Origin of the sequence: Tardiphaga sp. 285_C5_N1_2 (assembly GCF_052076065.1) — a bacterium.
Classification (GTDB): domain Bacteria; phylum Pseudomonadota; class Alphaproteobacteria; order Rhizobiales; family Xanthobacteraceae; genus Tardiphaga; species Tardiphaga robiniae.
Genome location: NZ_CP197241.1, coordinates 2,679,718 through 2,702,853, shown reverse-complemented (window position 1 = coordinate 2,702,853; position 23,136 = coordinate 2,679,718). Strand labels below are relative to the sequence as shown.

The window sequence follows — 23,136 nt, the reverse complement described above, 5'->3', positions numbered from 1 at the left end:
GCCAAACCGTTCAATCCCGAAGCTTTTGCGCTCAACATGGCCAAGGCGATGGAGAATGGCGGCAAGGCGCTGGCCGCCTATCTGCAGCCACGCCAGACCGGCGAGACCGTCGACAAGCCGCCGAACGAGCTGACGGAGCTGATCAAGACCTTCAGCATCGTCGCCAATTACTGGCTGTCCGACGACAAGCGCGCCGCCGAATTGCAGATGAAGCTTGGCAAGGCCTATCTCGACCTCTGGGGCTCGGCGATGCGCCGGATGGTCGGCGAAGCCAGCTCGCCCGCCATCGAGGCAGCGCCGCGCGACAAGCGCTTCAGCGATCCCGAGTGGAAATCGAACCAGTTCTTCGACTTCGTCATGCAGGCCTATCTGCTGACCACGCAATGGGCCCACGACCTCGTCAAGAATGCTGAAGGTCTGGATGCGCATACCCGCAAGAAAGCGGAGTTCTATGTCCAGCAGATCACCAATGCGATGGCGCCGTCGAACTTCGTGCTGACCAATCCGGAAGTGCTGCGCGAGACCGTGATGTCGAACGGCAGCAACCTGATGCGCGGCATGACCATGCTTGCCGAGGATATCGAGGCCGGCAAAGGCTCGCTGCGCATTCGCCAGTCCGATCCGAAAAACCTCGAAGTCGGCGTCAACATGGCGACGACGCCGGGCAAGGTGATTTTCCAGAACGAGGTGATGCAGCTGATTCAGTATCAGCCGGCAACCGAAAACGTGCTGCGCACGCCGCTCCTGATCGTGCCGCCCTGGATCAACAAGTTCTACATCCTCGATCTCAAGCCCGAGAAGTCCTTCATCAAGTGGGCCGTCGATCAGGGCGTCTCGGTATTCGTGATTTCCTGGGTCAATCCCGACAAGCGCCTCGGCGCCAAGACCTTCGACGACTACATGAAGGAAGGCCCGCTGACTGCGATGGATGTGATCGAGAAGGTCACCGGCGAGATGACCATGCATACCATCGGCTATTGCGTCGGCGGCACCCTGCTCGCCTCGACGCTGGCCTGGCTCGCCGAGAAGCGCCGCGTCCGCGTGGCATCGGCGACGTTCCTGGCAGCCCAGGTCGATTTCACCCATGCCGGCGATCTCATGGTGTTCGTCGACGAGGATCAGATCTCGGCGCTGGAAAAGGACATGCAGGCAGCAGGCGTGCTGGAAGGCAGCAAGATGGCCATGGCCTTCAACATGCTGCGCTCCAACGATCTGATCTGGTCCTATGTCGTGAACAACTACCTCAAGGGCAAGCCGCCTTCGGCCTTCGACCTGTTGCACTGGAATTCAGACGCGACGCGGATGCCGGCGGCGAACCACTCGTTCTATTTGCGCAACTGCTATCTGGAGAACAAGCTCTCGACCGGCAACATGATCCTCGACAACACCCGGCTCGATCTCTCCAAGGTCAAGGTGCCCGTCTACAATCTCGCCACCCGCGAGGACCACATCGCGCCGGCGCAATCGGTGCTGTACGGCTCGCAATTCTTCGGCGGCCCGGTGAAATACGTGTTGTCCGGCTCCGGCCATATCGCTGGCGTGGTCAATCCGCCAGCCTCCGGCAAGTACCAGTACTGGACCAACGATAACGCCCACGCCACCGATCTCGCCGACTGGATGAAGACCGCACAGGAACATGCTGGCTCGTGGTGGCCGAACTGGCGGGAGTGGCTCTCCGGCATCGATGGTGAGGAAGTTCCTGCCCGCCATGTCGGCACAGACGCATTCCCCGCACTGGAAGACGCCCCCGGCAGTTATGTGCGGGTGCGGGCGTAACGGCCCGCCTCTCCGCGCTTGCTTGGCGTCGTCACAGCAAACGTCTATGATTTCAGCTAGGACGCGTCGCATCCGCTTGCGGCGCGTGTGTTTTGCATGACCATCTCCGCGTTTTCCGCGGGAATTTCGACTGAAAGGATACCCGGATGACGCGCGAATTGTTCTGGCTGACGCTGACCGTGATTCTCACCGGCCTACTCTGGGTGCCTTATATGCTGAACCGCATCATGGTCCGCGGTGTCACCGGCGTCATGGCCAATCCGACGCGAACCGACAGGCCGCAGGCTGAATGGGCTAACCGGATGATGTTCGCCCATGACAACGCCGTCGAGAATCTCATCATCTTCGCGCCGCTGGTGCTGATCCTGAATGCCGCCGATGTCTCGACCCCGACCACCGTTCTGGCCTGCGCGGTCTATTTTTGGTCGCGCGTGGTGCATCTGATCGTCTACACGCTCGGCCTGCCGATTTTCCGCACGTTGGCCTTCGTGGTCGGCTTCATCGCCCAGGCGGTGCTCGCCATCGCGATCCTGCGGATTCCGTACTAACACTTCTTCTCGCCAGATTGATCTGCAATGAACCACGCTGCCCCAAGTCTCGATCTCGTCGTCAAGGAAATTGCCGACGAGATGGCGCAGCGAACGGACCGCGGCGACGTCGCGAGCTATATTCCGGAACTGGCGGGTGTCGATCCCAACCAGTTCGGCCTTGTGGTCATCGATGCCGATGGCCAGGTTGCGGCCGGCGGCGATGCCGATGTGCCGTTCTCGATCCAGAGCATCTCGAAAGTCTTCACGCTGACGCTGGCGCTCGGCATGGTCGGCGACCGGCTGTGGAAACATGTCGGCCGCGAGCCCTCGGGCAATCCGTTCAACTCCATCGTCCAGCTCGAACGCGAGCGCGGCGTGCCGCGCAATCCCTTCATCAATGCCGGCGCCATCGCCGTCACCGACGTCATTCTGTCCGGCCATCAGCCGCGCGAGGCGATCGGCGAAATCCTGCGTTTCATGCAGTTTCTGTCCGGCGACAGCTCCATCGTGATCGATGAAACCGTCGCCGCGTCCGAGAAACGCACCGGCTTTCGCAACACCGCGCTCGCCAATTACATGAAGTCGTTTGGCGTGGTCGAAAACCCCGTCGACTTCACGCTCGGCGTCTATTTCCACCACTGCGCGATCGCGATGTCGTGTCGGCAGTTGGCCATGGCGACGCGCTACCTCGCTTATTCGGGCCGCAATCCGTCGACCGGACTCTCGGTGGTGTCGTCGGAGCGCGCGCGCCGTATCAACGCGTTGATGCTGATGTGCGGCCATTATGACGGTTCGGGTGAGTTCGCCTATCGCGTCGGCCTGCCAGGCAAGAGCGGCGTTGGCGGGGGCATTATCGCAGTCGCCCCCGGAAAGGCCTCGATCGCAGTCTGGGCGCCGGGTCTCGACAAGCACGGCAATTCGCATCTCGGCCGCATTGCGCTCGAAGCGCTCACGAAGCGGCTCGGCTGGTCGATCTTCGGCGTCTGACGCCAACCCGGTTTCCGGTCATGAAAAAGGGCTGAAACATCGCTGTTTCAGCCCTTGATCGTCGTCGATAAACCGCGCCCGGGGCGGTGAACCTTGCGTCCGGCCAAGCACCGTCAATGTTCGTAGGTCCGGTTGGCTTCCTGGATGGCAGCCTCGTGGTACCAGCTGTCATAGTCGGCCACGGTTTTCACGGTCGAGGCACGCAGGTCCAACGGCTTGCTGAGCCGTCCCCGCGGGCCGACCGATCCACGGCCACCAACCGGGAATTGGTAGATTTTAGCGGTATGGGGGTGATGCGTTTGAGACGCCGGCATCGCTTCTCTTCCTTCCTCTGATCTGTTTTTCCTTTCGGATCATCATTGTAACAGAGGCGCCCTTCTTTTGTGCCGACTGCCTCGTAAGAAGCATCCAAATGGCTACAATATACGCACTCGATGGACATGCGCTTTGGGCGCGCAGGTTTTGAAGCCGCCTACGCAGCGCCTGACCTCTCATTTGAGCGTCTGAAAGGCAGAAAAGTTCCGGTCCAAAATAGCCTGCAAGGGAATTGGGCAGCCGGTATTTTCGCGCGCGGTCGAATTCCTCTGAAAAATTCGCGAATCCGGACCGATTCCCGGCCTCCGATGCCCTCTCCAGACAGCGAATGACAGCCCCGTTGGGGACGCGCCGCGGTTTTCGTCACAAAAGCGTTGCGCCGCGACAAGTTGGCATACTACGTGCTTTATATGCAGCGCCGCTGGGGGCGGATTTTGCGTCCGCCCGCCGGCAAGCTCAGGGCTCACGCCCTACGCATCGCCAACTCATGAGAGACCCGCATGACAAAGTATAAGCTCGAGTATATTTGGCTCGACGGTTACACGCCGGTTCCGAACCTGCGTGGCAAGACGCAGATCAAGGAATTCGAAGATTTCCCGACCCTCGAACAGCTCCCGCTGTGGGGCTTCGACGGTTCGTCGACCATGCAGGCCGAAGGCCACAGCTCCGATTGCGTGCTGAAGCCGGTTGCGATCTATCCGGACGCGGCCCGTGAGAACGGCGCTCTGGTGATGTGCGAAGTCATGATGCCGGATGGCGTCACCCCGCACTCGACCAACAAGCGCGCCACCATTCTCGACGATGCCGGCGCCTGGTTCGGTTTCGAACAGGAATACTTCTTCTACGAGAACGGCCGTCCGCTCGGTTTCCCCGAGGATGGCTATCCCGCGCCGCAGGGCCCCTACTACACCGGCGTCGGCTTCAAAAACGTCGGCTCAATTGCCCGCGAGATCGTCGAAGAACATCTCGACCTCTGCCTCGAAGCCGGCATCAACCACGAAGGCATCAACGCCGAAGTGGCGAAGGGCCAGTGGGAATTCCAGATCTTCGGCAAGGGCTCCAAGAAGGCCGCTGACGAAATGTGGATCGCCCGTTACCTGCTGCTCCGTCTGACGGAGAAGTACGGCATCGACATCGAATTCCACTGCAAGCCGCTCGGCGATACCGACTGGAACGGCTCGGGCATGCACGCCAACTTCTCGACCGAATATATGCGTACGGTCGGCGGCAAGGCTTACTTCGAAGCTTTGATGGCCCAGTTCGACAAGAACCTGATGGACCACATCAACGTCTACGGCCCGGACAACGACAAGCGTCTGACCGGCAAGCACGAGACCGCTCCGTGGAACAAGTTCAGCTATGGCATCGCGGACCGCGGCGCCTCGATCCGCGTCCCGCACTCCTTCGTCAAGAACGAGTACAAGGGCTATCTGGAAGATCGTCGTCCGAACTCCCAGGGCGACCCCTACCAGATCGCTTCGCAGATCCTGAAGACCATCTCGGAAGTCCCGGCCGCCAAGTCGGCTGCCGCGTAAGCGTCTGACTTCAGATCAAATATGAACGGCCCGAACGCAAGTTCGGGCCGTTTTGTTTCGCCCCTGCGTCCTTTCGCCGCCTTAGAGGATTGGACAAGAGATCGGCAGGATCGGTCTAACGCCGAGCGCGCCACATGCCCCAATGCTTGTCCGCTGTCGCAACATTCGCGCGGCGAGAAAAACAGGGAGAAGCGATCATGTCATATCGAACGACCGCTTTCGTTGCGGCATTCTGCATGCTGGCATCTGCAGCAAGTCTTTGCGCGGAGACGACGGAAGAACGCCTGCGACGCGGCGACGAGGTTGTTCGATCGCTCAATGCCGGCAGCAGCCAGCCGACCCTCGAAGGCCTGCGCGCCGAGTTTCCCTTTCTCGCCGATGCTATCACGGGTTACGCACTCGGCGACGTCTGGGCACGGCCGGTTCTCGACGCGCGCACGCGACAGTTGGCAGCCGTCGCCGCTTTCGCGGCGCTGGGACATCGGCCGTTCATGAAGATCCATGCGGGCTACGCGCTCAACGCTGGCGTGAAAGAGGAAGAGCTGAAGGAGATCGTCTATCTGACGACGGTCCATGCCGGTTTCCCGCGCGCCATAGAGGCGGCGCAGACACTGAGTGAGCTGTTCAAGGAGCGCGCACAAAAGCCAGGATCGGCGAAGTGACAAGAGCATAGAAAAAAGGCCCGAACGCAAATTCGGGCCTTTTCTGTTGTCTCTCGCTGTCGTCGCCCGGCCTGTAATGCGGGCCAAGGTGTATGCGCGCGCTCTACGGGAACATCGCCGGCTGATCGATGCCGAGCGTCTCGACGAAACCAAGCACCAGATTCATGTTCTGCACCGCCTGCCCCGATGCGCCTTTAGTGAGGTTGTCGAGCGTCGAGACGATGATGGCGCGGCCCGGGATACGGTCAGCGGCAACGCCGATGAAGGTCATGTTGGAGCCGCGCACATGCCGCGAATGCGGCGTCTTGCCGAATGGCAGGATGTGAACGAACGGCTCCTTCTCATACTGTTTAACCAGCACCTCGTGGAGATCCTGCGCCGTCTTGCCGCGCCGGCCCCGCACATAGATGGTCGAGAGAATGCCGCGGTTCTGCGGCAAGAGATGCGGCGTGAAGCTAACAACAACCTCCTTGCCGGCAGCCTTGGAGAACTCCTGATCGAGCTCCGCCATGTGCCGGTGATGGCCGACACCATAGGCGTTGAAGCCTTCGGACACTTCGGAGAACAGCATCTCTTCCTTGGCCGAACGCCCTGCGCCCGTCATGCCGGACTTGGCATCGATGACGATCTCATCGGTCTCGATGGCGCGCGCCTTCAACAGCGGCACCAAAGGCAGGATCGCGCATGAGGTGTAGCAGCCGGGATTGGCGATGAGCCGCGCCTTCTTGATGTCGCGCCGATAGAGCTCGACGAGGCCGTAGACGGCTTCCTTCTGCAGCTCCAGCGCATGATGTTCGTGGCCATACCACTTCGCATAGGCGGCTGCGTCCTCGAGCCGGAAGTCGGCCGACAGATCCACCACCTTCGTCTCCGGCGCCTTGGCCAGCAAATCCTGCAGCACCTTCTGCGTGGTCGCATGCGGCAGCGCGCAGAACACCAGATCGAGGCCAATGGTCGTCCAGTCGACGGAGTCGATGCTTACGAGCGTCGGCAGTTCATAGGGTGCGAATTGCGGGAACACATCGCCCATCGCCTGCCCGGCGCGCCGGTCGGCCGTCAGCAGCACGAGCTCGACCTTGGGATGGCGCAGCAGCAGCCGCACTAGTTCGGCTCCGGTGTAACCGGACGCACCGAGAATGCCGATTTTCTTCTTCGTGCTCATCCCATAAATCCTTCGGCCTCAGCCATAGCAGTCAATTGTGTCGTCTCTTCCGCAAACAAATGCGGCCGCAATTTGCGCATCGCATTTGAAATCTCGAACGCGGCAGGCTCCGGCCGCAGCGCCAGTGCGCTCATGACAGCCAGATGATCGGCATCTGACTTGTGCTGGTTGAGCTTGGAGCTACCCTCCACCTCGTCCACTGTCATCACCACACCGACGATCGCCTTCTTCATCGCCTCAAGCCGCCCCGCCGCCATCTTATCGGAGGTCCAAGGCTTCTTCGGCGCCAGCCGTGTTTCGAACCTTGCGCTCAGCGCGTCAAGATGCGGGCCCAGTTCACCACCCGACAGGATGCGCACCGGTCCGGTGAGATGGACCGCCTGATAGAGCCAGGTCGGCACCTGATCGGGCGATACGTACCAGTCGGCCGACACATAGGCATCAGCGCCCAGGATGGCCATGGCCCATGGCGTCACGCCGTCTGCAAGCTTGAGCAGCGGATTTTGTCGCGCAAGGTGAAAGGCCAGACGCGGCGTGCCGTCATTGCCGTAGTCGAGGCAGAAAGGCACCGCGGAGGCGATCGGCTTCCTGCCATCGAAGGCGCAGACCGTGCCGAAGCCGCGCGCGTCCGCAAACGCAAGTGCGTCAGTCCGGTCGGTCTGAAATTTGGGCGGCGTATACATGGCGGGCTCCTTCCTGAGTGAAGGCCGCCGGATGGGTCGCGCTGCTGTTTGGGAGAAAGACTGCCGCGGACCATATCCGGCGGCAGTGAGAGATCGAAACGCTTATGCGCGCATATCTCCACCTGCCGCGAGAATGCGGCGGCGGCGGGCGATGATGCTGGTCGCAAGGTTGATCATGGGCGCGGTCATAGGGCCGCGCCCGCGATCCGTCAAGATCACCAGAGCGCAGACCTCAGAGAACCGGGCTCCACGGTGCCGGCACGACGCGGTAGCCGTTGCCATCCTTCTCGACGAAACCGTTGGCCGGGAACGGATAGTGGAAGCCTTGCACCCGCATCCTGTCGGCGACCAGCATGTCATAGACCTTGCGGCGGGTGGCTTCGGCCTGCACCGGATCCTGGTCGAAATTCACGTGCCAGCCGGGATTGGCGGCGAATAGCGCCGGAAGGTTAGTGACGTCCGACTGGATGAAGACCTTGTCCGATCCGGACGACAGCACATAGGACGTGTGGCCCGGCGTGTGCCCAATCGAGGCGACAGCCAGCAGCCCGGGCGCGACGTCCTTGCCCCATTCATAGGGCGTAACCTTCTTCTTCAACCCGGCCTCGAACACCCGCCGATTGTTCTTGAACAGACCGGTCATGCGATCGCCGGTGGCACGGCTCATCTCGCCGTCGTCCATCCAGAACTTCCACTCTACTGCCGGCACCAGCACTTCGGCATTGGGAAACGCCAGCACGCCGTCCGCCGTCAGCAGGCCGTTCACATGATCGCCATGGAAGTGCGAGATCACGACCATGTCGATCATCTTTGGATCGATCCCTGCCGCCGTCATGTTGGTAATGAACTGACCGACATTGCCCTTGCTACTGGCATAGGCGCCCGGCCCGTTGCCGGTGTCGATCACCACCAGTTTCCCACCGGTGTTGATCACCAGTGGCGCATAGAAGTTGGTGATCTGGTTTGTCGGCAGAAATGCCCTGGCGAGTGCGGCATTGATATCATCGCGCTTGGCGTTGGAAATATAGGTATCGGCCAGAGGAAATGTCGCCGCACCATCGGAAATGGCGTTCACCTGAATATCGCCGACCTTGTAGCGATAGAAGCTTGGCGCCTGCTTGTCGGCCGGCGGAGCTGAGGCTCTGGCAGAATCGGTGGCGAGCAATGGCGTCGCTGCGAGCGCGGCGGCACCCGCCAGTGCTTGTCGTCGTGACAGATCCATGAAGTCTTCTCCCCTTGCTTTGCATGGTCGCTGTTGGCGCGACTCCGGCGCAGAGACTGGCACGACGCACCGACGGAGGCGATGGGTGTTTACGAGGCCAGCCGGCCTGCACTGCAGCGCAGGCCGGGAAATTTGCCAGGCTTCGTTTAGATCACCGGGCTCCATGGGGCCGGCACCAGCCGATAACCACTGCCATCCTTCTCGACGAAACCGTTGGCCGGGAATGGATAGTGGAAGCCCTGCACACGCATCTTCTCGGCCACCAGCATGTCATAGACCTTGCGGCGCGTGGTTTCCGCCTGCGCCGGGTCCTGATCGAACATCAGATGCCAGCCGGGATTGGTGACGAACAGCGACGGATGGTTGGTGACGTCGGACTGAATGAACAGCTTATCGCTGCCGGACGACAGCACGAACGAGGTGTGGCCAGGCGTATGGCCGACCGACTCCACGGCGAGCAGGCCTGGCGCGACGTCCTTGCCCCATTCATAGGGCGTGACCTTCTTCTTCAGCCCATCGTTGAAGAGCTTGCGGTTGCTGGCGAACAGACCCTTCATGCGGTCATTGGCGGCCTTGGCCATCTCGCCATCGTCGTTCCAGTACTTCCACTCGGCGGCCGGGACGAGGACTTCGGCATTCGGAAAAGCCGGCGTGCCATCGGCGGCCAGAAGCCCGTTCACGTGATCGCCGTGGAAATGCGAGATCACGACCATATCGACGTTCTTGGCGTCGATGCCGGCGGCGGCCATGTTGTTGGCGAACTGGCCGACATTGCCCTTGGTCGCCGCGAGGGCTCCGGGGCCGTTGCCCGTATCGATCACCACCAACTTGCCGCCAGTGTTGATGACCAGCGGCGCAAAGTGGATGGTCATCTTGTCCTTCGGCAGGAAGGCCTTGTCGAGCGCGGCGTTGACCTCATCCTTCTTGGCGTTGAGCACGAAAGTGTCAGCCAGCGGAAAGGTGTTGGCGCCGTCGGAAATCGCGTTCACCTGCGCATCACCGACCTTGTAGCGATAGAAGCTCGGCGCCTGCTTGTCGGCCGGCGGAGCGGAGGCTTTGGCAGAGCCTGCGGTGAGCAATGGAGATGCGGCGAGCGCGGCGGCTCCGGCAAGGGCGTGGCGGCGTGACAGGTCCATGATGTTCTCCGGGGTGAAGCAGTGACAGGCGGGGGCTGGCGGAACTATCTACCAGCGTTCGATGGCTTCTGCGAGATGTCGCGGCATTCAGACACCGCGACATGTCAGCCCGTTGAACACCCGGGCGCAGCGGTTATTCCCCGCCGGACTACTTCAGCTTCCAGAGCCATTCCACGGTCATCGACAGGCCGTCGCCGAACAGCAGCAGGACGCCCGCCCAGATAAAGGCCGAGGTGAAGTTGGCAACTTGGAAACGCCAATACGGCATTTCGAAAATGCCGGCGGCCAGCGGCACCGAGGCCCGCAATGGGCCAAAGAAGCGGCCGATATAAATGCTGGGCACGCCCCATTTTTTGACGAAGGCTTCGCCGCGCGGAAGCAGGTCGGGAAATTTGGACAGCGGCCAGATCTGGGCGACCTGGTCCTTGTATCTGAAGCCGAACCAATAGGAGAGCCAGTCGCCGAGCGCCGCGCCGAGAGCGCCGGCAATCAACACCGGCCAGAAGCTGATGCCGCTCGCGCCGACCAGTGCGCCGATGGCCACCAGCGCGCCCCAGGCCGGCAGCAGCAGGGAGATGAAAGCGAGCGATTCCCCGAAGGCCAGCAGCAGGACGATCGGCGCCGCCCAGACCTGGTTCTGGCGCACGAATTCGATCAGCCCGTGCATCCAGCCTTCCATATGGAGAGTGTCCCTTTACGGCTCTGGCCCGGCCTGATTGGCCGCGAACCGCTTTAACCTTCAAACGCCCGCGACAGGTAATCCGGCGGCACCGATCACATCAAGTCACAACATCTGAGGGCGGGTAGCCGCGGTGCGGGTGCCCACCGGTAAATTTGAACCTTTTCCAGGCCTCTGCGTCCAAGGTCAGAGACCGGCTTACCCAATGGCAACTCTGTACCGCCGTTGGGCTGACTTCCCGCCCGGCTGTCAAAAATCAAGAACGCAAAGGATTAAAGATGATCGGATCGCTGATGATGTGCGTGAGTGCGCTGGTATTGCTGATCGGCATGGTCGCCGGCATCGTAATGGGCATTCGCCAGGACTTCCTGCTGAGCCCCGCGCATGCGCATCTCAACCTCGTTGGCGGTGTGCTGCTGTTCCTGTTCGGGTTGTATTACCGCCTGATTCCCGCGGCCGGACGCTCGCTACTGGCCAAGGTCCAGGGCGCGATGCATATCGTCGGCGGCATCATGTTCCCGGTCGGCATCGGCATCACCCTGCTCGCCAACCACGCCTATATGGCCATTCCGATCATCGGTTCACTGATCATGCTCGCGGCCATGGCCCTGTTCGTTGTGATCGTGCTACGCACCGAGCGCTCCGGCACGGCCGTTTGAGCCCCGAGGTCGCAGCCACATTGCCAACCTGAACGTGGCATAGTCACAGCAACGATTCGCCGCGCCGCGCGCGGCGCCAACCGAGACAAAACTTTAAGACATATGGCCAAGGCACAGAAATCAAACGCGAAAGCTGATCTTTTTGGTGGCGCCAGCGCGCCAAAATCGGCTGCGGCACCGAAGGCGTCCACCCGCTCCGCCAATGCCGAAGACGGCTATACGGCCGCCGACATCGAGGTCCTCGAAGGCCTCGAGCCGGTCCGGCGTCGCCCGGGCATGTATATCGGCGGCACCGACGAAAAGGCGCTGCATCACCTGTTCGCCGAAGTGATCGACAACTCGATGGACGAGGCGCTGGCTGGCCATGCGACCTTCATCGAGGTGGAGCTCACCGCCGACGGCTTCCTGTCGGTGTCGGACAACGGCCGCGGCATCCCGGTCGATCCGCATCCGAAGCACCCGAAGAAGTCCGCCCTCGAAGTCATTATGTGCACGCTGCATGCCGGCGGCAAATTCGACTCCAAGGTCTACGAGACCTCGGGCGGTTTGCATGGCGTCGGTGTCTCCGTGGTCAACGCCCTCTCCTCGCTGCTTGAGGTCGAGGTCGCGCGTAATCAGCAGCTCTACAAGATGACGTTCGCCCGCGGCATTCCGCAGGGTAAGCTTGAGGATCTCGGCAAGGTTCATAACCGCCGCGGCACCCGCGTGCGCTTCAAGCCGGATACCGACATCTTCGGCGCCAAGGCAGCCTTCAAGCCGCAGCGTCTGTTCAAGATGGCGCGCTCCAAGGCCTATCTGTTTGGCGGCGTGAAGATTCGCTGGAAGTGCGATCCGGAACTGCTCAAGGGCCTCGAGGACACTCCGGCCGAGGACGAATTCCACTTCCCCGGCGGCCTCAAGGACTATCTCGCCGCGGCGATCCATGCCGATACGCTGGTGCATCCGGAAATCTTCTCCGGCAAATCCGGCCGCAACGGCGCCCATGGCGCCTGCGAATGGGCTGTGGCCTGGACCGCGGACGCCGACGGCTTCATGTCGTCCTATACCAACACCGTGCCGACGCCCGATGGCGGCACCCATGAAGCCGGCATGCGCAGCGCCATGCTGCGCGGGTTGAAGGACCACGCCGAGCGCGTCGGCCAGGGCAAGCGGTCCGGCACCATCACTTCGGAAGACGTGATGGTCGGCGCCGCCGTGATGCTGTCGGTGTTCGTGCGTGAACCGGAATTCCAGGGCCAGACCAAGGATCGTCTCGCGACCGCCGAAGCCCAGAAGATCGTCGAACAGGCCATCAAGGATCCGTTCGACCACTGGCTGTCCGGCAATCCCGTCCAGGCCAACAAGCTGCTCGAATTCGTGCTCGAGCGCGCCGACGAGCGTCTGCGCCGCCGCGCCGAAAAGGAGACTTCGCGCAAGACCGCGGTGAAGAAGCTGCGCCTGCCCGGCAAGCTGGCCGACTGCACCAATACCGCGACCGAAGGCTCCGAACTGTTCATCGTCGAGGGCGATTCGGCAGGCGGCAGCGCCAAACAGGCGCGTGACCGCAAGACGCAGGCGATCCTGCCGCTGCGCGGCAAGATCCTCAACGTCGCCTCGGCGACCAAGGAAAAGCTGACGGCCAACGCGCAGATATCAGACCTCATGCAGGCGATCGGCGCCGGCACCGGCGCGCATTACCGCGAAGAAGACCTGCGCTATTCACGCATCATCATCATGACCGACGCCGATGTCGACGGCGCCCACATCGCGTCATTGCTGATCACCTTCTTCTACCGGCAGATGCCAAAGATGATCGATGAAGGGCATCTCTATCTCGCAGTCCCCCCACTCTACCGCCTGACCCATGGCAGCAAGACGGTCTATGCGCGCGACGATGCGCACAAGGACGCGTTGCTGAAGAGCGAATTCAACGCCAATGCCAAGGTCGATGTCGGTCGCTTCAAAGGCCTCGGCGAAATGATGCCGGCGCAGCTGAAGGAAACCACCATGGACCCGGCGCGCCGCACCTTGCTGCGCGTGCAGCTGCTGCCGGAAGACCGCGACGGCACTGCCGACTCCGTTGAGCGCCTGATGGGTACCAAGGCCGAAGCGCGCTTTGCGTTCATCTCGGACAAGGCGGAATTCGCCAACGAGGAATTGCTGGACGTTTAAAAGCTCATTTCTCGGACGCGCTCACGCTTCAGAAATCATCGGGCGCGTGCCGGGAGCGATCTTTTATTCCCTACTTAGTCATCGCCCCTCGCCGCCCGGCGTGCGAACGCCGGCGATCAGGATATCGACGAGCCGCTTGGCGCTGGCTTCCCAATTCGGACCTGCGCTGACACTGGCCACGCCGGCCAGTGCGCGCAACATGTCGAGCGGATCGAGATCGAGGCGGATGTCGCCATTGGCAACGGCGCGGTCGACCAGCATTGCCATCGCAGTTTTGATCTGCGTGCCAGCATCGGCATAGAGGTCCGAACAGTCGCCGACAATCGAACCCAGCACACCCGCCATCAGTTGCTTCGTCGCAATGTGATCGACGAAGATTCGCATCCAGGCGCGCAAGGCCTCGACCGGGGCATGTGTGGTCGCAAGTTCCGCAGCGGCCTCGGCAAGTCGCCGGGTCTCGTTGCGATAGACCGCCTCGACCAATGCGTCGCGGGTGGGGAAGTGGCGATATAACGTCCCGATTCCGACGCCCGCGAGCCGCGCGATCTCCTCGAGACCGGCCGCTTCGCCCTTTTCGGCAAATGTCGCCTTTGCCGTTTCTAACAGCCGCTGACGGTTGCGCTGCGCATCGATCCTTGGTCCGCGAACGGCCTTCGGCTTGGCCTCCTGTGCCATTTTACGGGTCACCTCTTGATAAACGGAGGATGCCTCCGTATTTAAACGGAGACGGCCTCCATTTATACCCTCAAAGCGCCGTTCGACAAAGCTCGATCCGCTCGGAGGCGCGTCGTGCCAAACACAAGGAGCTATCATGGCAGGACCTTTCAGCGCCACTTCCACCACCGACGACGTGCTCGCTGGCGTCGACCTCCGCGGCAAGCGCATTCTGGTCACCGGCGTCTCAGCCGGGCTCGGCGTCGAGACGGCGCGCAGTCTGGCCGCCCGGGGCGCGCTGGTGGTCGGTGCCGCCCGCGATCTCGCCAAGGCGGAAGCGGCGACCGCGCAAGTGCGCGCCGATGCCACTGGTGGCGGTGGCCTCGAACTGATTGCGCTCGATCTCGGCTCGCTGGCCAGCGTCCGGGCCTGCGCCGACGCACTGGTCGCGGCTGGCCGCCCATTCGACCTGGTGATCGCCAATGCCGGCGTCATGGCGCCGCCGTTCGGCCTCACCGTGGACGGCTTCGAGACCCAGTTCGGCACAAACCATCTCGGTCACTTCGTATTGGTCAACCGTATCGCGTCACTGCTGTCGCCTACCGCGCGGCTGGTCAACGTCGCCTCGTCCGGCCATCGCTTCGCCGACGTGGATCTAGAAGATCCCAATTTCACCAAGGGGTCCTATGAGCCGGTCATCGGCTATGGCCGCTCGAAGACCGCCAACATCCTGTTCGCCGTCGAGTTCGACCGGCGGCATCGGGCGCGCGGCGTGCGCGCCACCGCGCTGCATCCCGGCGGCATCAAGACAGAACTCGGCCGCCATATGGGCGAAGCAACGATCGATGCCATGCTCGACGGCATCAATGCCGAGCTCGCTGCCGAGGGTAAACCGCTGTTTCAATGGAAGACCATTCCGCAAGGCGCTGCAACTTCGGTGTGGGCCGGCGTGGTCGCCAGCGCGGACGAGATCGGCGGCCGCTATTGCGAGAATTGCCACGTCTCGGAGATCGTCGACGGGCTGATCAATCCGGCCAGCGAAGGCGTGCGCGCTTACGCGCTCGATGCCGAACGCGCCAAGGCGCTATGGGCCAAGAGTGAGGAGATGGTTGGCGAGCGCTTCTGATCGCCCTGCCGAAATGAAACTGCGGTGATGAGCCAAACAGTTGGTTCGTCACCGCTACAGCTGGCGCTTGAAACCTTTGGCTCCATTCATCGTATCTGCCTTCATGCGCGCACCATTCCTCACTCTCGGCATTCTCGCTTTCCTGATCGGCACCCTCTGGATCGGCCAGGGCACCGGCCTCGTGAACTGGCCAAAGTCCAGCTTCATGATCAGCCAGATGCAGTGGGCCTATTATGGCGCTGCCCTCGCCGCGCTTGGCGTCGGCCTGATGGGATTGGCGCTCGCGCGGCGCTGACGCCCTCTTCCATCTTCCCGCCAGTCTTGCGATGATCCGTCCCAGACGCGCCATAGAACGCGTCGGACACAATGCATGGCGGGGGCGGACATCTTTTGACCAGTAATCTCTTCGATCTCACCGGCAGGGTCGCCATTGTCACCGGCGGCAACACCGGAATTGGCCTCGGCATGGCACATGGGCTGGCGAATGCCGGCGCGGCCCTCGTGATCGCCGATCGCAACCGCGATAATGCCGCTTCAGCAAAAGCCGAACTGGAGACGTCAGGACATCCGGTACTCGCATTGACGACCGATGTTGCCGACCCGAACTCGATCGCGCAGATGGTGTCCGCAACGTTGAACGCGTTCGGCCGCATTGACATCCTCGTCAACAATGCCGGCATCAGCATCTCCGCGCCAATCGAAGACATGACGCTAGCCGACTGGCAGAAGGTCATCGACGTCAACATGACCGCGCCTTTCATCTGCGCGCAGGCTGTCTACCCAACGATGAAAGCCGCAGGCCGCGGCAAGATCATCAATATCGCCTCGGTGTTGGCCACGCTCGGCGCCGGCGGCGCGGCGAACTACGCATCAAGCAAAGGTGGCATCCTGCAATTCACCCGCGCGCTGGCGACTGCCTGGGCGGCGGACAACATCCAGTCCAACGCCATTCTCCCCGGCTGGATCGACACCGACCTGACGAAGCGCGCCAAGGACATCCGACCCGAACTGCACGATCGCATTCTCGGGCGTGTACCGGCGCAGCGCTGGGGCAGGCCTGATGATCTTGCGGGCGCGGCCGTGTTTCTGGCCAGCGGGGCTTCCGACTTCGTCAACGGTGCCGCGCTCACGGTCGATGGCGGCTTTTCAATTCAAGGCTGATGCAATGAGGACAACACCATGACTGCAGGACTGTTCGATCTCTCCGGCAAAGTGGCCATCGTCACCGGCGGCAATGGCGGCATCGGGCTCGGCATCGCGCGGGGTCTGGCGCAGGCCGGCGCCGCCATCGCCGTGGTCGGACGCAACCAGACGAAATCCAAGGATGCCGTCGCGGAGCTGACCGAGAGCGGCGCCAGGGCGGTCGCCATTGCGGCCGATGTGACCGACAAGACCGCTGTCGATGGAATGATCGCACGCGTGCTGAAAGAACTCGGCCGCATCGATATCCTCATCAACAATGCCGGGATCAACATCCGCAAGCCGCCGCACGAGATCGCACTCGACGAATGGGACAGCGTCATCAAGACCAATCTCACCAGCGCCTTTGTATGTTCGCAGGCGGCGCATCCGGCGATGAAGGCCGCGGGCGGTGGCAAGATCATCAATATCGGGTCGATGCTGTCGATCTTCGGCGCGTCTTTCGCGCCAGCCTATGCCGCCAGCAAAGGCGGCATCGTGCAGTTCACCCGCTCCTGCGCGGTCGCGTGGGCGCCGCACAACATCCAATGCAACGCCGTTCTGCCGGGTTGGATCGATACCGAACTGACACAGAATGCGCGCCGTGAAATCGACGGCCTGCATGACAAGGTCCTGGCACGAACGCCCGCCGGCCGCTGGGGCGCGTCGGGAGATTTCGCGGGCATTGCCGTGTTCCTGTCGTCGCGCGCGTCGGACTTCGTCACCGGAACGGCAATTCCCGTCGACGGCGGCTTCTCGGTGCAGGGATAGCCTCTCCTACGCTTCCGGCGACTGCACGTGCTCCGGTCGTACGCCAATGGCCAGGAAACGCGCGGTTAATCCCTGCAGCGGCGGAAACGCGCTGACCAGGCGCATGATCAGCGGCGGCGTCAGCGGCTCGCCGCCCGTGGCCAGTGCACGGCTGATGATGTTGTTTTGCATCACGACCTGCATGCCCTGTGTTGCGCGCATCGGGAATTCGCGGCGGCGACGCACCGCGCCGAGGTCGTCCTCGGTCACCGGTCCCTTCGCCAGCTTCGCCGCCAGCAGGTTAGCGGTCGCGACGGCGTCCTGCACCGCGATATTCACACCGACGCCGCCAACCGGGGACATCGCATGCGCGGCGTCGCCGATGCACAACAGCCCCGGCCGAGTCCAGCGCTTGAGCCGATTGATCGCGACGGTCAGTAGTTTGACGTCGTCCCAGCTCTTCAGCTCTTCGATATGCGCGCTCAGGATCGGCGCCAGACGTGACGTTTCGGCACGGAAAGCCTCAAGGCCGCGCACCTTGATCTCCTCATAGTGCCCCTTGGCGATCACATAAGCGCATTGCCAGTAGTCCCCGCGATCGATGGTCACCATCATCTTGCCGGGCTCGAGCCGCGCGAACACGCTCTCGGTCTCTGCGCCCTTGGCAACGCGAAACCACAAGATGTCCATGGGCGCACCGATGTCTTCGACCTCCAGCTTCGCCGCCGGCCGCACGATCGAATGCCGGCCATCGCAGGCCACTGTCAGATCGGCATGGATCTCGACCGGCCCCTGCTGCGTGATGGCCTTGACGCCGACCACTTGCTCGCCCAACCAGATGAGATCGGTCGCCTCGGTGTTCATCATCACCTTGAGATGCGGATAGCGCTGCGCTTTGTCGCGCAGGAAATTGAGGAAATCCCACTGCGGCATGAAGGCGATAAACGGATACTTCGCGCTGGTGCGGCTGATATCCGCAATGCGCAGCTTATGCGTTCCGAAGAAGCCATCCATCTTCTGGATACGATCGTGCTTGATCTTCAGGAAGTCGTCGATCAGGCCAAGCTCGTCCATCACCTGCAGCGTCGATGGATGCACGGTGTCGCCGCGGAAATCGCGGAAGAAGTCGGCGTGTTTCTCGATAACGATCGTATCGACGCCGGCGCGGCCGAGCAGATAGCCGAGCATCATTCCGGCAGGACCACCGCCAACGATGCAGCAGCGCGCGGTCAGCGAGTTCTCGTTCGGGCCTGCAGCCATTCGCTACTCCTCCGGCGAGTCGAATTTCTTGATCAAGGAATGCGAGCTTGCGATAGTCGAAATGCCGTGGTTCGCAGGGCGGTGTCGATCATGCTCATCGATTTCCCGAACGTCGGAAGCTCTTGGTTTCGGAGATGCTGCCGTCCCGGAACGTCAATTCGACCGACACGAACTTCGTCGAGGCCGGGATTTTGATGTAGGTCTCGGCATCCGACGGCGTCGCAATGGGGTCGCGCAGGTCGCAGGGCGGGAATTTCAGCAGCTTGTCCGGCACGGCGCTATCGATCCCGACGCGGGCCTCGCGAATGGCACAGCGATACGACATCAGATGCGTAAAATACATCAGGGGCGTGTTGTAGCCACCGAAGGCAAGCCAGCTTCCAGCGGTCATATCGAGGATCTTGCGCTGGTCGCGAACCAGCGCCGCCTCGGGATCGAAGCGGATCGGAAAGGGGCCCTGCATCTCGCCGTTCGCGTCGACATAACGCAGATAGATCGTCGCTGCCACTGCGTCGGCGTCGAGCTGGATCGCCGGATTCGGCATTCGCTTGCGCGTGCGCGGATCGAGCGTGTCCATGAAGCCGGTCTCGCGGAAATTACCTCCCTCGCCCATCCGCCAGGAGATACCCAGCGTCGGATCGGCGATCGAGAACATCACGGTCCAGCCGCCATTGTGGCGCGAGAAGCTGGCGATCGGCGCGTTCACCGCATCGTTGGCCGGCGGCAGTTGCGGAACGTTGACAGGCGGCAGCGCAGCGACCTGCTGCAGCGGTTCGGCCGGCCGCGCATCGGCCTGCTTGAGCGCCACACCATTGAGAAAGACGTCATCGACCATCTGGTCGAAATACACCGGCACCTGACGGTGCTTCACGGTCTCTGCCATCTCGCTGACGGTCCGCCGGGTGCGCTGCGCGACCTGCACGAGGTTCAGCGATGGCTCCTGCAGCTCCTTGATGAAGGCGCGCGTGAAAACTGAATTCGGATCGGTGTCGTTGTTCGACAAACGATCCAGCGCGGTCTGCCGCGGCCCGGCCGAGAAGATCGAAAACACGCCTTCCGGGAGCGTCGTCATCGGAGCGAGGCCACCGCTGCCGGCCACAGCGCGGGTGCCAGCGCGCTCGAACGGATTGTTGCGACAGGCGTCGAACACCAGAATCGACGTCCGCGCGCCGCGCATCTGCAGCCGCGTTACAATCCGGTCGGCGAGAATCGCTGAGTCGCGCACCAGCTCTTCCTGCCCTTCCGTGGCGGCAGGGACATCCGTCGGCAGCAGGAAGTTCTGGCCGGCGATCTCGAAGCCGTGCCCTGCAAAAAAGAAAAAGGCCGTGTCGCCTTTTTCAATCGTCGAATCGAAAGCGAGCAAAGACTGACTGAAGGCTTGTCGGGTCTGGTTCTCGGCGACCATGACGCTGAAGCCCAGATTCTTCAGTGCGCCCCCTATGCTGCGGGCGTCATTCACGGCCTTCTGCAGCTTCGGCACATTGCGATAGTCGTTATTGCCGATGACCAGCGCCACGCGTTTTGCAGCAAAAGCCGGCGCTGTCGAAAGTGCCGCCGCTGCCAGCGTTGCCAGCAGAATCAAAAGCCGTCGCATTGTTCTATCCCCGCCCCGCCAGCACATGTATCCGTGTGGTGGCTCGACCGCGTCATTGTCTGCCTTGGTCGAGGCAGAACTGCGGCCGGTTCAAACCGAGGTCTAGCCGTTACCATCCATTTTGTCCTGCCTGCTCAGGCAGATCATCTGCCCGCCGATTGCAGCCCCGCTGCCACATTTTCCGCCTTAATCTCCGCTAGCCCGAGCCCCAATCAGAGTCAGGAGATCGTTGTGAAATCACTCGTCCTCGCAGCCGCGCTGTTGCTTCCCACCATGGCACTCGCGCAGGATGCGGCCCCCGCTACCGCGGCGAAACCGCCGGCTGCCGCCGCCAAACTGAAACGCGCCCCGGTAGCCGCCAAGCCTGCACAGACCACCCCGGAAGTGCTGGATATCAACCAGATCATCGGGATCCGCCAGGTCGATCCGGCGACGTATGAGGTCGATGCCCGTCTACAGAGCGGCAGCGAAGTGCATCTGCGCATGAATGCTTTCGTGATGCAGAATCTCGGGATGCAGCTGGGCACTTACGGCAAATAGTCAGCCTGCGGTATCCCTCTCACGCGCGCCGGAATAAGTCGACTTCCGGACGGCTCGGCGTGCGCTCTCGATCAGGGGTGATGAGGTACCACAGGTCGCGAAGTCCTGTGGATAAGGGTTACGCGGCCAATCATCGACATGATTGCCCCGACATGTGCTATGTGACAATTCATCAGGTCCGGAGCCAATCCGGGGAGCAATTGCTAAAACCGGCTCCTGCTACAGGCAACCAATGTCAGGAAACGCGCTTCAGGAACTTTGCGTTCCTCGTAGCTTGGCGATTTGAGGATGGGATTTTTTAGACTGTAAGATTTCAGGCAGTTTTAATCACCCGCCCGAAGCCCGCTACGACTGGATACCTGACGACCAATGGCAAAGAAGATGATTACGCCCGGGCACGAGTTGCTGCTTCGGGTCAACAAGGCATTTCTCGACCACGGCTATGCCGGCCTGTCGATGGTCGGTCTCGCGAGAGAGTGCGGCTTCACGCAGCGCGCGCTCTATTACTATTTCAGCAACAAGGAAGAGGCATTTCGTGCCTCGATCGGCCATCGCAATGAAGTCGCGATAGCGCAGGCACTCGAGGCCGGCCAGAAGATCCGGGAAAGTGGCGGCAGCGCACTCGACATCTTTGCGACGATCATCGACCTGAGATACGGCGAAACCCGTCGGATGCTGACATTCTCACCGCATACCGTCGAGCTCAATGCGGAAGCCTTTCGGCGCTGCCGCGATCTCATGATCGAATCCGCAATCGCCTTCCAGGCCGAGCTGGAAAAGCTGATTATCGATTTCCACTACAGCAAGCTGCTGATCCTGACCGGCCGTTTTACGGCCGCGCAGATCGCGCAGGCGCTGGCCGACGGCGGACGGGCTGTCAATCAGGCACTCCCTCCGATCGCAGCGAATGACTTCTCGGCGCGCTATCGCCAGACCTGCGAGATGATCCTGTATGGCTGCGCGGCAACGCCGACGCAGATTTGAGACGCTGCGGTTCGCCGCCACATACCCTCCTCTCGACTCATCCAGCTCCATCGACATATGGTCCGCGCGGGCAGCGGAGGACGCGCATTGCGTTGCCGCTATGAGATGCGGGGCGTCAGATGAACGACCAGGTGCGGACGCACGGGGCGCCAGCGGGCGCAGCCGTGCCAACTATTGCGGCACGCCTGGACGGGCTGCCAGTCTCGCCGCTTCACCTCGGCATCTTCGCGCTCTGTGCCTTCGGCCTGTTCGCAGACATCGCCGAAGTGGCGCTCAGCAATGCCTTTTCCGGCATCTTCCTCGCGCCGCCCTACAGCATCTCGCGCGGCGAGCTCTCGCTGTTGTTGGCATCGGTCTTTGCCGGCGGCGCCGTTGGTGCGCCTGTGTTCGGCTGGATTGCGGATCGCTATGGCCGCCAGATCGCGCTGCAGAGCGCGCTTGCCGTCCTGGCGCTGAGCTCGCTCGCCGTCGCCGCCAGTCGCGATGTGGCAACCATGACGGCTTTCCGCTTCATCTCCGGCCTCGCCATCGGCGGCTATCCGCCTTTGACATCGGCCTATCTGTCAGACCTACTGCCGCCCCGGCGCCGCGGCCTTTTGATGATGCTGTGCGGCGCGCTCGCCTTTCTCGGCGCACCGGCAATCATCCTGATGATCCGCTGGCTGACGCCCATCGCGCCATGGGGCATCGAGGGCTGGCGCTGGGCTTTGATCTTCGGCAGCGCGTGCTCGACCCTGACAGCCCTGCTGTTCTTCCTGGTGCCGGAATCGCCGCGCTGGCTCGCATCGGTCGGACGCGACGCCGAGGCTGATGCCGCCTGCCGCCGCTTCGAGGCATCCGCGCGTCAGCCATCACCGCCGGCGATCTCCGCTCCCGAAACTATTGCGACCAGATCCAGCGGCTTCCGAGCGCTCGCCCGCGATCGGATCAGCCTGCGGCGCACAGCGCTCCTTGCCGCGCTCTATGTACTCGGACCCTGGGCCACCATTGGCTTCCCGCTGCTCAGCGCCGCGGTGATGGTGCAGAAGGGATTTCATGTCAGCGAGTCCCTGCTGTTCGCGGGACTTACGATGTTCGGTCCATCGATCGGCATCGCGGCGGCATCGGCCTTCGTCGATCGTATCCCGCGGCGCCTCGCTCTGGTCGCCTGTGCCGTGGTGATGATCGCAACCGGGCTGACTTTCGCTGTCAGCACGGTGCTAACGCCGCTCATCGTCACCGGCATCGTGTTCAACCTCGCCAGTGCCGTCTACAGCGCCGTGCTTAGCCTCTACGCTGTCGAGCTGCTGCCGACGCATCTGCGCGCCTCGGCCACCGCTGGCGCATGGGGCCTCGGCCGCGTCGTATCGGCGCTGGTACCGATCGCGCTGCTGCCGCTGCTCGGCAGCCACGGTCCGATCGCGATGTTCACCGTGATCTCGACCGCGCTGTTACTGAGCGGCGCGCTCATCGCCATTGCCGGTCCACCCGGCCGCGAACGCAGGCCGGTCGACTAACGGTCAGCGCTGCATCGACGTCACACGCGACGTCGCGTAGCGGCCGTCCGGCGGAG

The 23,136-nt window shown here is 62.3% G+C and carries 23 protein-coding genes; 14 read left to right on the top strand and 9 right to left on the bottom strand.

The window, feature by feature from the left end; all coding sequences use genetic code 11:
* The first annotated feature begins 36 nt into the window (after positions 1–36).
* The 3 genes from AB7951_RS12845 (at position 37) to AB7951_RS12835 (ending at position 3,293) form a co-directional block, all read left to right on the top strand.
* Positions 37–1,776, top strand: coding sequence for a PHA/PHB synthase family protein (locus tag AB7951_RS12845; protein WP_439062662.1), 1,740 nt, complete (start codon positions 37–39; stop codon positions 1,774–1,776).
* Positions 1,777–1,922: 146 nt separating this feature from the next.
* On the top strand, positions 1,923–2,324 hold the full coding sequence (locus tag AB7951_RS12840) for an MAPEG family protein (RefSeq protein WP_089264168.1): 402 nt from the start codon (positions 1,923–1,925) through the stop codon (positions 2,322–2,324).
* Between the two features lie 27 nt (positions 2,325–2,351).
* Positions 2,352–3,293 (top strand): glutaminase, encoded by a 942-nt coding sequence (locus AB7951_RS12835; protein ID WP_089264167.1) that lies wholly within the window; start codon positions 2,352–2,354, stop codon positions 3,291–3,293.
* Positions 3,294–3,406: 113 nt separating this feature from the next.
* Here AB7951_RS12835 and AB7951_RS12830 read toward each other — a convergent pair whose 3' ends face one another.
* Positions 3,407–3,607 carry a DUF2735 domain-containing protein gene (locus AB7951_RS12830; protein ID WP_120289458.1) on the bottom strand — a complete coding sequence of 67 codons (201 nt, stop codon included), beginning with the start codon at positions 3,605–3,607 and terminating at the stop codon, positions 3,407–3,409.
* 501 nt (positions 3,608–4,108) lie between these two features.
* Here AB7951_RS12830 and AB7951_RS12825 point away from each other — a divergent pair.
* Both AB7951_RS12825 and AB7951_RS12820 read left to right on the top strand, forming a co-directional pair.
* Complete coding sequence (locus AB7951_RS12825) at positions 4,109–5,143, top strand: glutamine synthetase beta-grasp domain-containing protein (protein ID WP_120289456.1); 1,035 nt, start codon at positions 4,109–4,111, stop codon at positions 5,141–5,143.
* Between the two features lie 197 nt (positions 5,144–5,340).
* Positions 5,341–5,805 (top strand): carboxymuconolactone decarboxylase family protein, encoded by a 465-nt coding sequence (locus AB7951_RS12820; protein ID WP_093758440.1) that lies wholly within the window; start codon positions 5,341–5,343, stop codon positions 5,803–5,805.
* 103 nt (positions 5,806–5,908) lie between these two features.
* On the opposite strand, the gene argC is transcribed toward AB7951_RS12820, so the two are convergent.
* The 5 genes from argC to AB7951_RS12795 form a co-directional block, all read right to left on the bottom strand.
* Entirely contained in the window at positions 5,909–6,967 is a 1,059-nt protein-coding gene (gene argC, locus AB7951_RS12815) for an N-acetyl-gamma-glutamyl-phosphate reductase (protein ID WP_120289454.1), read from the bottom strand.
* Entirely contained in the window at positions 6,964–7,650 is a 687-nt protein-coding gene (locus tag AB7951_RS12810) for an FMN-binding negative transcriptional regulator (protein WP_089264163.1), read from the bottom strand. The genes argC and AB7951_RS12810 overlap by 4 nt, the downstream gene beginning before the upstream one ends.
* Positions 7,651–7,882: 232 nt before the next feature.
* Positions 7,883–8,872, bottom strand: coding sequence for an MBL fold metallo-hydrolase (locus tag AB7951_RS12805; protein WP_120289452.1), 990 nt, complete (start codon positions 8,870–8,872; stop codon positions 7,883–7,885).
* A 146-nt stretch (positions 8,873–9,018) separates the two neighbouring features.
* A complete protein-coding gene (locus AB7951_RS12800) occupies positions 9,019–10,008 on the bottom strand; it encodes an MBL fold metallo-hydrolase (protein ID WP_120289450.1) in 990 nt (329 codons plus the stop codon).
* A gap of 148 nt (positions 10,009–10,156) precedes the next feature.
* The gene (locus AB7951_RS12795) at positions 10,157–10,687 is read right to left on the bottom strand and encodes a DedA family protein (protein WP_120289448.1); all 531 of its coding nucleotides are present in this window, start codon (positions 10,685–10,687) and stop codon (positions 10,157–10,159) included.
* 278 nt (positions 10,688–10,965) lie between these two features.
* Between AB7951_RS12795 and AB7951_RS12790 the strand changes: the two genes are divergently transcribed.
* Both AB7951_RS12790 and parE read left to right on the top strand, forming a co-directional pair.
* Positions 10,966–11,346: a hypothetical protein gene (locus AB7951_RS12790; RefSeq protein ID WP_120289446.1), complete on the top strand. Its 381-nt coding sequence runs from the start codon at positions 10,966–10,968 to the stop codon at positions 11,344–11,346.
* Positions 11,347–11,448: 102 nt separating this feature from the next.
* Positions 11,449–13,497: a DNA topoisomerase IV subunit B gene (gene parE / locus AB7951_RS12785; protein WP_089264158.1), complete on the top strand. Its 2,049-nt coding sequence runs from the start codon at positions 11,449–11,451 to the stop codon at positions 13,495–13,497.
* A gap of 78 nt (positions 13,498–13,575) precedes the next feature.
* Here parE and AB7951_RS12780 read toward each other — a convergent pair whose 3' ends face one another.
* Positions 13,576–14,172 carry a TetR/AcrR family transcriptional regulator gene (locus AB7951_RS12780; protein ID WP_120289444.1) on the bottom strand — a complete coding sequence of 199 codons (597 nt, stop codon included), beginning with the start codon at positions 14,170–14,172 and terminating at the stop codon, positions 13,576–13,578.
* A gap of 136 nt (positions 14,173–14,308) precedes the next feature.
* Between AB7951_RS12780 and AB7951_RS12775 the strand changes: the two genes are divergently transcribed.
* From AB7951_RS12775 to AB7951_RS12760, 4 genes are all read left to right on the top strand, one after another.
* Complete coding sequence (locus AB7951_RS12775) at positions 14,309–15,277, top strand: SDR family NAD(P)-dependent oxidoreductase (RefSeq protein ID WP_120289442.1); 969 nt, start codon at positions 14,309–14,311, stop codon at positions 15,275–15,277.
* A 103-nt stretch (positions 15,278–15,380) separates the two neighbouring features.
* Positions 15,381–15,572: a hypothetical protein gene (locus AB7951_RS12770; RefSeq protein WP_120289440.1), complete on the top strand. Its 192-nt coding sequence runs from the start codon at positions 15,381–15,383 to the stop codon at positions 15,570–15,572.
* 95 nt (positions 15,573–15,667) lie between these two features.
* On the top strand, positions 15,668–16,438 hold the full coding sequence (locus AB7951_RS12765) for a glucose 1-dehydrogenase (RefSeq protein ID WP_120289438.1): 771 nt from the start codon (positions 15,668–15,670) through the stop codon (positions 16,436–16,438).
* An 18-nt stretch (positions 16,439–16,456) separates the two neighbouring features.
* On the top strand, positions 16,457–17,227 hold the full coding sequence (locus tag AB7951_RS12760; RefSeq protein WP_120289436.1) for a glucose 1-dehydrogenase: 771 nt from the start codon (positions 16,457–16,459) through the stop codon (positions 17,225–17,227).
* Positions 17,228–17,233: 6 nt separating this feature from the next.
* Here AB7951_RS12760 and AB7951_RS12755 read toward each other — a convergent pair whose 3' ends face one another.
* Together AB7951_RS12755 and AB7951_RS12750 are read right to left on the bottom strand one after the other, a co-directional pair.
* On the bottom strand, positions 17,234–18,466 hold the full coding sequence (locus AB7951_RS12755; RefSeq protein WP_120289434.1) for an FAD-dependent oxidoreductase: 1,233 nt from the start codon (positions 18,464–18,466) through the stop codon (positions 17,234–17,236).
* A gap of 94 nt (positions 18,467–18,560) precedes the next feature.
* Entirely contained in the window at positions 18,561–20,060 is a 1,500-nt protein-coding gene (locus AB7951_RS12750; RefSeq protein ID WP_120289432.1) for a caspase family protein, read from the bottom strand.
* Between the two features lie 231 nt (positions 20,061–20,291).
* Between AB7951_RS12750 and AB7951_RS12745 the strand changes: the two genes are divergently transcribed.
* From AB7951_RS12745 to AB7951_RS12735, 3 genes are all read left to right on the top strand, one after another.
* Entirely contained in the window at positions 20,292–20,600 is a 309-nt protein-coding gene (locus AB7951_RS12745) for a hypothetical protein (protein ID WP_120289430.1), read from the top strand.
* A gap of 369 nt (positions 20,601–20,969) precedes the next feature.
* Complete coding sequence (locus AB7951_RS12740) at positions 20,970–21,584, top strand: TetR/AcrR family transcriptional regulator (protein ID WP_089264150.1); 615 nt, start codon at positions 20,970–20,972, stop codon at positions 21,582–21,584.
* A gap of 119 nt (positions 21,585–21,703) precedes the next feature.
* The gene (locus tag AB7951_RS12735; protein ID WP_120289428.1) at positions 21,704–23,080 is read left to right on the top strand and encodes an MFS transporter; all 1,377 of its coding nucleotides are present in this window, start codon (positions 21,704–21,706) and stop codon (positions 23,078–23,080) included.
* The last annotated feature ends 56 nt before the right edge of the window (positions 23,081–23,136 follow it).